11 protein-coding genes and 3 tRNA genes are annotated in these 12699 nt (G+C 19.0%); 7 read left to right on the top strand and 7 right to left on the bottom strand.

The window, feature by feature from the left end; all coding sequences use genetic code 11:
* The first annotated feature begins 404 nt into the window (after positions 1-404).
* Positions 405-1328: a hypothetical protein gene (locus tag LDP12_RS01955; RefSeq protein WP_265226698.1), complete on the top strand. Its 924-nt coding sequence runs from the start codon at positions 405-407 to the stop codon at positions 1326-1328.
* 237 nt (positions 1329-1565) lie between these two features.
* On the opposite strand, the gene LDP12_RS01950 is transcribed toward LDP12_RS01955, so the two are convergent.
* Positions 1566-1650: transfer RNA gene (locus tag LDP12_RS01950), tRNA-Ser, on the bottom strand.
* A 233-nt stretch (positions 1651-1883) separates the two neighbouring features.
* Between LDP12_RS01950 and LDP12_RS01945 the strand changes: the two genes are divergently transcribed.
* A tRNA-Cys gene (locus LDP12_RS01945) sits at positions 1884-1956 on the top strand.
* Between the two features lie 32 nt (positions 1957-1988).
* Positions 1989-2074, top strand: a tRNA-Leu gene (locus tag LDP12_RS01940).
* Between the two features lie 31 nt (positions 2075-2105).
* Here the strand turns inward: LDP12_RS01940 and LDP12_RS01935 are convergent.
* Positions 2106-3122, bottom strand: coding sequence for a methyltransferase (locus LDP12_RS01935; RefSeq protein WP_265226697.1), 1017 nt, complete (start codon positions 3120-3122; stop codon positions 2106-2108).
* 220 nt (positions 3123-3342) lie between these two features.
* Between LDP12_RS01935 and minC the strand changes: the two genes are divergently transcribed.
* Genes minC through minE form a run of 3 tightly spaced genes read left to right on the top strand, consistent with a single transcriptional unit; the run spans position 3343 to position 5128 of the window.
* Positions 3343-4029 carry a septum site-determining protein MinC gene (gene minC / locus LDP12_RS01930; RefSeq protein WP_265226696.1) on the top strand — a complete coding sequence of 229 codons (687 nt, stop codon included), beginning with the start codon at positions 3343-3345 and terminating at the stop codon, positions 4027-4029.
* Between the two features lie 35 nt (positions 4030-4064).
* On the top strand, positions 4065-4874 hold the full coding sequence (gene minD / locus LDP12_RS01925; RefSeq protein ID WP_265226695.1) for a septum site-determining protein MinD: 810 nt from the start codon (positions 4065-4067) through the stop codon (positions 4872-4874).
* A gap of 2 nt (positions 4875-4876) precedes the next feature.
* Complete coding sequence (minE, locus tag LDP12_RS01920) at positions 4877-5128, top strand: cell division topological specificity factor MinE (protein WP_265226694.1); 252 nt, start codon at positions 4877-4879, stop codon at positions 5126-5128.
* 46 nt (positions 5129-5174) lie between these two features.
* Here minE and tsaB read toward each other — a convergent pair whose 3' ends face one another.
* The 5 genes from tsaB to zwf form a co-directional block, all read right to left on the bottom strand.
* Positions 5175-5828 carry a tRNA (adenosine(37)-N6)-threonylcarbamoyltransferase complex dimerization subunit type 1 TsaB gene (tsaB, locus tag LDP12_RS01915; RefSeq protein ID WP_265226693.1) on the bottom strand — a complete coding sequence of 218 codons (654 nt, stop codon included), beginning with the start codon at positions 5826-5828 and terminating at the stop codon, positions 5175-5177.
* An 88-nt stretch (positions 5829-5916) separates the two neighbouring features.
* On the bottom strand, positions 5917-7473 hold the full coding sequence (locus LDP12_RS01910; protein WP_265226692.1) for a TerC family protein: 1557 nt from the start codon (positions 7471-7473) through the stop codon (positions 5917-5919).
* A gap of 222 nt (positions 7474-7695) precedes the next feature.
* Positions 7696-7905 carry a transcription antiterminator/RNA stability regulator CspE gene (gene cspE / locus LDP12_RS01905; RefSeq protein WP_265226691.1) on the bottom strand — a complete coding sequence of 70 codons (210 nt, stop codon included), beginning with the start codon at positions 7903-7905 and terminating at the stop codon, positions 7696-7698.
* 258 nt (positions 7906-8163) lie between these two features.
* The gene (gene htpX / locus LDP12_RS01900; protein WP_265226690.1) at positions 8164-9048 is read right to left on the bottom strand and encodes a protease HtpX; all 885 of its coding nucleotides are present in this window, start codon (positions 9046-9048) and stop codon (positions 8164-8166) included.
* Positions 9049-9331: 283 nt separating this feature from the next.
* The gene (gene zwf / locus LDP12_RS01895; RefSeq protein WP_265226689.1) at positions 9332-10807 is read right to left on the bottom strand and encodes a glucose-6-phosphate dehydrogenase; all 1476 of its coding nucleotides are present in this window, start codon (positions 10805-10807) and stop codon (positions 9332-9334) included.
* A gap of 363 nt (positions 10808-11170) precedes the next feature.
* Between zwf and pyk the strand changes: the two genes are divergently transcribed.
* A complete protein-coding gene (pyk, locus tag LDP12_RS01890) occupies positions 11171-12616 on the top strand; it encodes a pyruvate kinase (protein ID WP_265226688.1) in 1446 nt (481 codons plus the stop codon).
* Positions 12617-12699 lie beyond the last annotated feature (83 nt).

The following is a 12699-nucleotide window of genomic DNA, read 5'->3' as shown; positions in this document are numbered from 1 at the left end:
ATATAAATTTTAAATATATTATATTTAAATATAAAATTTAATTTTTATATAAAAAAAATTAAATTCATACTTTTATTTAAACAAAATTATTATTTCGTGTTATATTTTAATATATAAAAATTTTAAATATTATAAATTTTTTAATAATATTTAATTATTTTTTTTTTTAATGAAAATATATAATTTAAGTATTGTAAATAATAAATTTTAAAAAAAAATTGATAATATCAATAAAGTATTTTAAAAAAAAATTTAAAAAATTTATTTTATTTTTTAAAAAAAAAATTTTATTTTATTAGCACAATTTTCAAGATTTATTGATAAAATATTTTTAAATTTATTTAAAAAATTATAAATAAAATTAATTATAAATTCTATTTATAGTTTTTAAAATGGAGTAAGAAATGAAGAATAAAGCTATAGTCATGTCTCTTTTATTAAATACTTGTATAGCTACTAATGTTCAAGCACATACTTTAAATAATACAAATTATTTTTATTTTGGTTCAAAATTTAATACGTTACAACCTAATCATATTGAAAAATCTGACTTATCTAATTTAAAAAATTTATATACTAATTATTGGTCACATTCATTATATGGTTTTTTAATAGGATATCAAAATAATTCATATTTTGGATTAGAAATTTCTTACAATGATCCTTTGAATAATCAAGAAAATATTAATGATATTATTAAAAAAAATAAAAAAACAGAAGTTATTCATAGTAATTACAGAAATTCTCAACAAAAAGTTAGAGAAAAACAAGATTCTGAAGAAGAAGCAGAAATTAATAAAATGTACGAATCAGAAAATATAGGAGATCAGCATGTTAACATTAGCCATAGCAATTCTAACCATAATTCATTATTTCCAATAAAACATGGACAGGTTATTAAGAAAATATACGATAGATCAGAATATATAAATCATACAAATAATACAAATAAATATTCTAAATCTAATTTAAAAAATAATAAAATTAATATCATTTATCCAGAAAAAAATTTAGAAATTACGACGAAAGTTTCTTATCCAATATTAAATTCTATAGATGTTTATAGTCGTTTTGGTTGTTCTATTAATCTTAATAAAAATCTTCTTACAGTCAAAAACTTTAAAAAAAATTATTTATTACAAGATAATATTTTTCCAATAGTTAGCGCTGGAATTCAATATAAAATTCATAAAAATTTATATTCAAGAATTGAATTTGAAAAAAAGATTACTTATTACAGCAATACTAAAAGTAAGAACTTAAATTCTATAAATTTTCATTTTATTTGGAACTTTCAAGGAATATTTTCAAATAGTTCACATCATTAATGATCAATTATCTTTAAAATATTCTAATGAATTAAAAAATTTTATTTTTAAACAAAATTTATAATTTTTTAAAAACAAAAAATTATATAAATAAATTAAATATAATCTAATTTATTTTAATCAAATGTTTACAAAATTTTTTAAATACTAAGTAGATGAAAAATACAATTATTTTATAAAATTAATTTATTTTAAGTAAAAAAATTTAGAATAATAAAATTTTTAAAGTTTGTTGTATGGAGGGAGAGGGATTCGAACTCTCGGATGATTTCTCATCGGCGGTTTTCAAGACCGCTGCCTTAAACCACTCGGCCATCCCTCCTAATTTTTTAAAATAAAATATTTAAAAAAAATTTTATTGAAAGTAAATTAATTATTAAAAATTAATAATTTGATTATATAACATTTTATATTATTATTTCAAGTTTTATTTTTTTATAATTATAAATTTTTAATTAAATGATAAAGATTTTTAAAAATTTTTAAGAAAATATATTGACATAATTAAATATTTTATTATATTATTATATTTTATAATTTTAATAAAAAATTTTTGGTGCATTGGCAGATTGGCATTATGCAGCGGATTGCAAATCCGTATAGCTCGGTTCGATTCCGAGGTGCGCCTTTTTTAAAAGTTTTATTAAATAAAAAATTTTTGCCCGAATGGTGAAATTGGTAAACACAAGGGACTTAAAATCCCTCGGTTATATATAACTTTGCGGGTTCAAGTCCCGCTTCGGGTATTTAAATTAGTATTTTATAAAATTTTTTATATTAATTTATAAATCCTTGATATATTTTAAAAAAATTGTTTTCCTTTAAAATATTAAATTTATAAAAATTTTTAATAAAATATTTTTCACACGAATAAGATTTATTAATAACTAATCTAAGTTCTCCTTTTTTTTTTAGATATAAATGAGATTTATAAATAATTTCTTTAACAAATTCTGAAGATTTTTTTAAATTATGATGTATAGGTGGATTAGATATAATTAAATCAAATTTTTCTTTTATACAAGAATATATATCACTAATTTTGAAATTTGCATTTAAATTATTTAATTTAAATGTTTTTTTACAACATTGGATTGATGTTAAACAACTTTCAGCTATAGTTATTTTGTTTTTTTTCATAATTTTTAAAATAGCAATAGATAACAAACCTGATCCTGCTCCTATATCTAATATTTTTTTATTAAATAATTTATTTTTATAAAATGTTGAAATTAAAAACTTACTACCTAAATCTAATTTTTTATATCCAAACATTCCAGGTAAAAATATAATTGGAATTTTCTTCCAATAATGTATTTTATAAAATTCTTTTAATTTAAAAGAAATTTTTTTATTAATAACATGACAATAAATTACACATTTTCTTCCATATGTAAGTTTTTTAAAATAAATTTCATTTTTAATATATTTAACAAAACTATTTATTCCACTTCTATTTTCTCCAACAAGAAAAATTTTTTTGTTTTTTTTTAATAAAGAAATAATTTTTTTTAGTTGAAAAAATGTTTCTTTTTTATTTTTTGAAAAAAAATAAATTACTGTATTACAATTTTTAAGCATATTTTTATTTACTAAGAAATTTATAAATATTTTATTTTTTTTTATTTTAGAAAAATATTTTAAAAAATTATATTTTTGAAGATGTATATAACTTAATTTTGTTTTTAAAATTTCTGGTAAAGAATCTTGAATATTTCCAGAAAAAAGTATTTTTTTTTTTTTAAAAACATTTTTTATTTTTAATATTAATTGACTAGTATTATTTATGTTCAAAATAATTTCCTTAAATAAAAAATAATTAATTTTTTTAGTTTTAGTTTTAAAAATTTATTATGATATATATTATTTTTTTTAAAAAAATAAATATAAAATAATTTTTTAATATAATAAATTTATATTTTATATATTTTAATTTATATAAAAAAAAAAATTTTTATAAAATACATTTACATAAATAATTTAAATATTTTTAGTAATCAAATTTTAAAAAACTATGAATGTAAAATCTATTAATATACCTATTAAATTACAAGGAAGTATTTTTACAACATTAGTATTATATATATGTAGTAATAATATTAATTTAATTAATAATGCATTACAAAAAAAAGTTCAAAAATCTCCTGATTTTTTTTATAAAGCACCAATTATTTTAAATTTATCTTTATTGCCAAAAAATTCTAATTGGAAAAAAATTCAAAAAATTATTTTTTCTAATGGATTTTTAGTTATTGGTGTAATTGAATGTTATGATTCAAAATTAAAAAAAAAAATTTTGAATTCAGGAGTTCCTATATTTTCAAATAAAAAAAATTTTATTCAGAAATACACTAAAATTTCAAAACAAAAAAAATTTAAAAGTGTTTTATATAATCATACTATTCGTTCTGGACAGACAATTTATGCAAAAGAATCTGATTTAATAATTATTAATAATGTAAATAAAGGATCTGAATTAATTGCTGATGGAAATATTCATGTATATGGACAACTTAGTGGAAGAGCATTAGCAGGAGCTCATGGAGATCATACTAGAAAAATTTTTTGTCAATATTTAGAAGCAGAATTATTATCTATCTCTGGAGAATATTGTTTAATAGATTCTATTCCAAATAATATTTTAAATAAACCAGCTCAGATATATTTAAAAAATCACAGTATACATATAAAAAAATTATAATTTTTAGTATTTTAAATTTAAGGATATATTTTAGTATGACACGTATTATTGTAGTAACATCAGGAAAAGGAGGAGTCGGGAAAACTACTTCAAGTGCTTCTATTTCTACTGGTTTAGCTAAATCTGGAAAAAAAACTGTAGTCATAGATTTTGATGTAGGATTAAGAAATTTAGATTTAATTATGGGTTGTGAACGTAGAGTAGTATATGATTTTATTAATATAATTCAAGGAGAATCTACAGTTAATCAAACCTTAATTAAAGATAAACATACAAAAAATTTATTTATTTTACCTGCATCGCAAACCAAAGATAAAGAATCATTAACTTATAAAGGTGTAGAATTAGTTTTCCAAAAATTACTAGAGATGAAATTTGATTTTATCATTTGTGATTCACCTGCAGGAATAGAAAGAGGCGCTTTATTAGCTTTATATTTTGCAGATGAAGCCATTATTACTACTAATCCTGAAATTTCTTCTGTAAGAGATTCAGATAGAATTTTAGGAATTATTTCATCTAAATCAAAAAGAGCAAAAGATCATAGAAAACCAGTTAAAGAATATTTATTATTAACAAGATATTCTCCTGAAAAAGTTAGTTCAGGTGATATGTTAAGTATGAAAGATATATTAGAAATATTAAGAATTCCATTAATAGGAGTTATACCAGAAGATTCATCTATTTTAAAATCTTCTAATCAAGGTTTTCCTATTATATTAAATAAAATATCAAATGCTGGAAAAGCTTATTCAGACGTTGTGAAAAGATTATTAGGAAAAAAAACTCCATTAAGATTTACTACAGAAAAAAAGAATTTTTTTCAACGTTTATTTGGACGATAATTATGATTCTATTAGATTTTTTTTTATCTAAAAAAAAAAAAAGTGCTTTTATTGCAAAAAAACGATTAAAAATTATTTTAGATAAGAATAAAAAAATAAAAAATACACAAAAAAATATTCCTACACTGAAAAAAGAAATTTTAAATCTAATTCAAAAACATATGAAAATTGATCAAAAATTTGTAAAAATTCAACTGGAATATAAAAAAAATAATAAATCAATATTAGGTTTTAATATTACATTACCAAAATAATTTTTTTATATATTGTATATTAATTAAATAAATAAATTAAATATATTTATTTAATTATTTTATTTAAATAATTTGGAAAAATTTTTTTAAAAGAATATTTTTTTTTTTCATTAATATATTGTATTGCTAATGGTATGATATCTAATGCGGAAGGTTTATATAAATTTAAACTTTTCATATATATACTTTTTTTATATAATAAAAAATTATTTAAAATACCTATAATTTTCCAAATTTTATTTAATTTAAAAATTTTATTTAAAGCAATTGTATTAGGAATATATAATTCTTTATTTTTTAAATACCATTTTTTTTTATAAAATATATATTTTCCCCAATATACATTTTTTTTATTAGCTTGAATAATAGCAATAAAATTTTTTTTATTTGTTTGATTTCTTGCATGTTCAGATAAAATTTTTAATGTAGATATTCCTATTATAGGAATATTTAAACCAATATTAAATCCTTGAGATATATTTATTGCAATTCTGATTCCAGTAAAAGAACCAGGACCGTTAGAACATGCAATATAATCTATATCTGATAATAATAAATAATTTTTAGATAAAATCTTTTTTATCATAAAAATAATATCAGTATGATTAGAAGTTAATTTATTAATACAACTGATATTACTTTTATTTTTTAATGCTACAGAACAATAATTACTAGAACTATCTAAAGTTAATAATTTCATAATAATATAGAAAATTTTTTATTTAAAGTATTAATTTTATAATTTATTCATGTTTATATTCATGAATAAACTATAAAAATTTTGAAAATTAATGAGTGTTTTTTTTTATTTTTATTAAATCTATTTTATATTTTGTAGCTTTAAGAATTTTAAAAATAAATGAAGATATTTTAATAACTTGACCTGATACAGGAATAGTTCCATATTTTTCAATAATAAATCCAGATATGGATATATTCATAGTATTTTTTTTAATAAAAGTATTTGTATTTAATCTTTGTTGTAAAGAATACAAATCAGTAGAACCTTGAACTATCCAACTATTATTTTGTTTTATTATATTTGGTGTTTTATCAGAATCTGGAAAATCTCCAGCTATAGCTTTTAAAAAATCTACTGGTGTAACTAATCCTTGAAGCATATTAAATTTATTTTTTACTAAAATTATATTTCCTTTAGAGTTTTTTAATATTTTTAATAATTTTATAAGATTAATTTTTTCTGAAATAATAATTGGTTTATGTTTTGAAACAAAATTTAAAATATTATGATTTTTTTCTATTTTTAAAATAAGTTCTTTAGCTCGTACTACTCCTATTATTTTATCTATTTTTCCTTCACATACAGGAAAGATGTTATGAGGAGTATTTAACAATTTTTTTTTAATAATATCATAAGATTGATTAATATTAATCCAAGATATTTCTGTTCTAGGAGTCATAATGCTTTTTACAGATCTTAAAGATAAATGTAATAAGCTAGATATCATGTATTTTTCTTCTTCTTTAAAATCTATATATTCTTTTACAGGATATGTTTTTGTATTATCTTGATTAAATTTTTTAATAACTTGAATATCTTTATTTTTTTCTCTTTTTAGAATTTTTAAAAAATTTTCTAATATTCTTCTTCTAAAAGGTCTATTGTATTGATATAGTAAAAAATTATATTTCGAAATTTCATTAAATAATTCTATAAATACATAAAATCCTACAGCTGTATATAAATATGTTTTAGAAAGATACAATCCTAATGCTTCTAATACTAGATTTACACCAATGATTAATAAAAATCCTAAACATAAAATAAAAATTTTTTTATATTTTTCTACAAATTTTTTTAAAGTGTTAGAAAGAGCTAATATACAAAACATAGAGATAATCATAGATACAGAAATAATAGTAAAATTATTTATCATTCCAATTGCAGTAATAATTGAATCTAATGAAAAAATTGTATCTAAAATTATTATTTGTAAAATTATTGACCAAAAATAAGAATATTTTTTATGTTTTTTTCGTTTAATGCGTTTATGATAAATTTTATCATATAATTCAATTAATGAAATTATAGATAAAAATATTCCACCTATTAATAAAATAAATTCACGTACTGAAAGAATAATATATTTATTTGAACATAAGGGAGCAGTTAGAGATGTAAACCATGATATAAAATATAAAAAAATAATTCTTATTAAAAGAGATAATACTAAACCTATATTTCTAGCTTTAGTTCTTTGATTAGGATTTAATTTTTTAGTAATAATAGTTAAAAAAATTAAATTATCAATACCTAATATTATTTCAAGTAATACTAAAGCAAATAAACCAGTCCACGTTGACGGGTCTAAAAGAATTCCCATTAAACAACTCCATTAAATAGGAAAAATTTTATGAATGATTTGATATTATGATTATAAAAATATTTTATTTAAAAATATTTTTTTAAAAATAAAAATTTATGTGTATTATATAAAATTTTATTGTATGAATTAATTTCAAACCTCCGTATATAAAAACAGAGGTTTTTAAAAATTTTTAATGTTTAAAAAAATTTTTAATAAAATTTAAATAAATAATTTTTATTAACTTGCAAAAACATTTATCGCTGATGGTCCTTTTGGTCCTTCTTGAATTTCAAATTCAACATTTTGACCTTCTTCTAAAGTTTTAAATCCTTCTCCTTGAATAGAAGAAAAATGTACGAAAACATCTTTACTTCCATCTTCAGGAGTAATAAATCCAAAACCTTTAGCTTCATTGAACCATTTCACTTTACCTTTAATTTTTGACATTTAAAATTTCCTTAAACATTTATACTACAGAAAAATTATTTTAAAAATTTTTAACTTTTAATAATAATTTTGATTAGTTATAAATATATTTTATTTAAAATATTTTTAAAATTAGTCTTTATATACTATGTAAAAAAATTTTATAAAAATATTTTTCTAATAAATATTAATTATTCTATAATAGAGGATTTTTAAACAAAAAACAATATTTAACATTTGGTTATTATTTAAAATATATTAAATTTATATAAAATATGATTACATATAAGTTTTTTTATATAAAGCTTGAATTCTAACATGTAATGGAGGATGAGACATAAATAAACTTAAAAAAGAATTTTGTTCATAATTATTAATACAAAGTGTGGTAAGAGTTTTTGGAATTTCTAAAGAATATGGATTATATTGCATTTTTTGTAAAGCAGATATCATATTTTCTACACCCACTATTTTAGCAGATCCTGCATCAGCGTAAAATTCACGTCTTCTAGAAAACCACATTGTAATAAAACTTGCAATAGTTCCAAACATAATTTCTAAAAAAATTGTTAAAATTAAATATACAGCTCCGGTTTTTTGAAATATAGATTGTGAAGAATTATTATTAGAATCTAAATTTGAAAATAAATATGCAATTCCACGAGATAAAAATATTACAAAAGTGTTTAAAACGCCTTGTATAAGCGTCATAGTAATCATATCTCCATTTGCTATATGAGTCATTTCATGAGCAATTACTGCTTTTATCTCATTTTTATTCATTTTATTTAGCAAACCTGTAGAAAGTGCAATTAAAGAAGAATCTTTTTTAGATCCTGTAGCAAATGCGTTAATACTATTTGAACTATATATAGTTAGATCAGGAGTTTTAATATTTAATTGTTTTGATTGTTTTTTTAAAACTTTTAATAACCACATTTCAGATTCATTTGTTGGATTTTTAATAACATTTGATCCAATAGAAAATAAAGCAATTTTTTTTGATAATAAAAGTGATATAAAAGCTCCTCCAAAACCAAATAAAAAACCTGAAATAATTAGATATATTATATTATTTGTTTGTATTCCAGTAAAAAACGCTATTATACATAATAAACTTATTACAGATAAGTTAGTTACTACAAATAATAAAACTCGAATCATACTTTTTCCTTTTTTTAAAAAATTCTTTTTTTTAATATTTATAATATATTTCATAAATATTATTATTTAATACATAAGACTGAATTAAAAGAATTTTAATTGTAAAAAATTTTTTATTATAATTAAATATTTTTGAATTTAAAATTTATTAAATAATATATTCAAAAAATTTTTATATAAAAAATTATATAAAACAAATTTTTAATGTATCTATAATAATAACAAATTTCTTTAAAACAAGTCTACAAAAAATTTTTAAAGATTTTTTTAAAATATTATTTTATTACCTGTAAATATTCCAACATCTTCCATCTTTTTTTAATAAATTATCTGAAGATTTCGGACCCCAAGTACCTGCTTTATAAAATTCTAATTTAGATTTTTTAGTTTTCCAAGCATGAATAATAGAATCTGTCCATTTCCAAGATTCTTCTATTTCATCTCTTCTTACAAACAAAGATTGAATTCCTAGAGAACTATCTAATAATAATCTTTCATAAGCATCATATATACGTAAATTTTTAAAATTTTTTTTATAATCAAAATTTAATTTTATTTCTTTTAATTTATAATTTAAATCTAATTCTGGAAATTTATTCATGATAAATATATCAATTCCCTCATTAGGTTGTAATCTTATAATTATTTTATTTAAAGGAATATTTGTTAAAGATGAATGAAATAAATTCATATGTACAGGTTTAAAATAAATTACAATTTCAGAATATTTTATTGGTAATCTTTTTCCTGTTCTTAGATAAAAAGGTACTCCATACCATTTCCAATTATCAATATTTACTTTTATAGCAACAAAAGTTTCAGTGTTGCTATAATTTTTTATTCCAATTTCTTTTATATAAGACGAAACTTGTGTATTATTTATTGTTCCTGATGTATATTGTCCACGTACGGTATTTTGATTAATATTTTTTTCATTGATAACTCGTAATGCTTGTAATATTTTTAATTTTTCATTTCTAATATTATTTGCTTTTAAATTAATTGGAGCAGACATAGCTAAAATTGATAAAATTTGTAGTAAATGATTTTGAATCATATCTCTCATTTGTCCAGTTTTTTCAAAATAACTTAATCTTCCTTCTATTCCTACTTCTTCAGAAACAGTAATTTGTACATGATCAATAGTTTTATTATTCCAATTTGTAAATAAAATAGAATTAGAAAATTTTAATGCTAAAAGATTTAAAATTGTTTCTTTACCTAAATAATGATCTATTCTAAAAATTCTTTTTTCTTTAAAAATTTTATTAATTTCAATATTAATTTTTTTAGAAGTTTTTAAAGAATTTCCAATAGGTTTTTCTAAAATCACTCTATCTTTTTTTAAATTTAATTTAAATTTTTTTAAACCTTTACATAAAAATTTAAATGTATGTTGTGGTAATGCAAAATAATTTATAATCATTTTTCTATCTTGATTAATAATTTTTTGTAATTTAATAAAACTAGATGTATCATTTACATCCAGATTACAAAATAATAATTTTTTTGAAAATTTATGCCAAATTTTTTGATTTATTTTTTCATTAGAAAATTTAATAATACAGTTTTTCACTATTTTTCTGTAATTTTCTGCATCCCAATTAGCTCTTCCTACACCAATAATTCGTGTATTTATATGTAATTTACATAATTTTTCTAATTGATATAAAGAAGGTAAAAGTTTTCTTTTAGATAGATCACCTTTTGCTCCAAAAATAATTAAATCATACGCTAAAATTTTTTGATTATAATTCATTAAATTTTAATTTCCTAAAAGTAAAAATATTAAAAATAATATTTATTTTAAATTAAATTATATTTTTATTATATATATAGTTTATTTTTAATAAAACTATTTTCATGAAGTCTTATTTTAAAAAATATAAATTTTTACTTAAAACGAATAAATTTATATATTAAAATTAAATATTAATATATATTAAATTACAATTTTATATAAAATTATCTTTTTAAATATTACATATATAAAGTATTATAAATATATAGAAATTTATATATTTTAATAATAAAAATTTAAAATTCTTTAAAAATTTCTATATTTATAAATATATTATATCAGTCTCTTAAAAAAAATATTAATGTTAAGGATATTAAATAAATGTTAAATCAAATTAGAAGAACAAAAATTGTTGTTACTCTTGGTCCTTCTACAGATTCAAAAAAAGTTTTAAAAAAAATTATTTTATCTGGTGCAAACGTATTAAGATTAAATTTTTCTCATGGCACACAAGAAGAACATATAATCAGAATTCAAAAAGCTAGAAAAGTAATTCAAGAAACTGGAAGTAATATAGCGATTTTAGGAGATTTACAAGGTCCAAAAATTAGAATTTCAAATTTTTTAAATAATCAAATATTTTTAAAAAAAGGAGATTTATTTTTATTAGATTATTTTTATAAAAAAAAATTAGGAAATAAAAAACGAGTAGGTTTTAATTATAGAAATTTACCAAACGATATTTGTGTACAAGATATTCTATTATTAGATGATGGTAAAATTCAATTAATAGTATTACAAGTATATGAATTAAAAATTTTTACACGAGTTTTAATTGGAGGGATATTAACTAATAATAAAGGAATAAATAAACTAGGAGGTGGTTTAAATGCAGGTTCTATTACTAATAAAGATAAAAGAGATATTTTAACTGCGGCTAAAATTGAAGTAGATTATTTAGCTGTTTCTTTTCCTAAATCTGCTAAAGATTTAAAAAATGCTAAAAAACTTATGAAAAAAGCTGGAAGTAAAGCAAAAATAATAGCAAAAATAGAAAGAGCTGAATCTGTTAAAAATGATCAAATAATTGAAGAAATGATATTAGCTTCAGATGCAATTATGGTAGCAAGAGGTGATTTAGGAATCGAGATTGGAGATCCAGAATTAGCTGGAATGCAAAAAAAACTTATTAGAACAGCTCGTAGATTAAATAGAGTTGTAATTACAGCTACTCAAATGATGGAATCTATGGTTTTTAATCTTATACCAACAAGAGCAGAAGTAATGGATGTTGCAAATGCTGTTTTGGATGGAAGTGATGCTGTTATGTTATCTTCAGAAACAGCTTCAGGAAATAATCCTATAGAAACAGTTATATCAATGTCAAAAGTATGTCAAGGAGCAGAGAAAGTACCTAGTATGAATATTTCTAGACATCGAATTAATATTTCTTTTGATAGTATTGAAGAAATTATTGCTATGTCTGCTATGTATGCTGCAAATCATTTGAAAGGTGTAAAAGCTATTATTACTTTAACAGAATCAGGAAAAACATCTTTAATTACTTCTAGAATTAGTTCTGGATTACCTATTTTTGCTTTGTCAAGAAATCAAAAAACTTTAAATTTAGTATCTCTATATCGTGGAGTTACTCCTGTATTTTTTGAAACTAAAGAAGAAGGATTATTAGCTTCTCAAGAAGCTGTTAAATTATTGTATAATAAGAAATATTTACAATTAAATGATATAGTTATTATTACTCAAGGAGATATTAAAGGAATTACTGGAAATACTAACACCAGTAGAATATTAAAAGTAAATTTTTAATATAATTAATATTATTTAAATTTTAAAATATATTGCAATAAAAAAATTTAAAAATATATTATTTTTAGATAAATTTTATATAA

The sequence above is a fragment of the Buchnera aphidicola (Chaitophorus viminalis) genome (assembly GCF_026122795.1).
Taxonomy (GTDB): Bacteria; Pseudomonadota; Gammaproteobacteria; order Enterobacterales; family Enterobacteriaceae; genus Buchnera_J; species Buchnera_J aphidicola_BK.
This window is presented reverse-complemented; position numbering and strand designations above follow the sequence as displayed.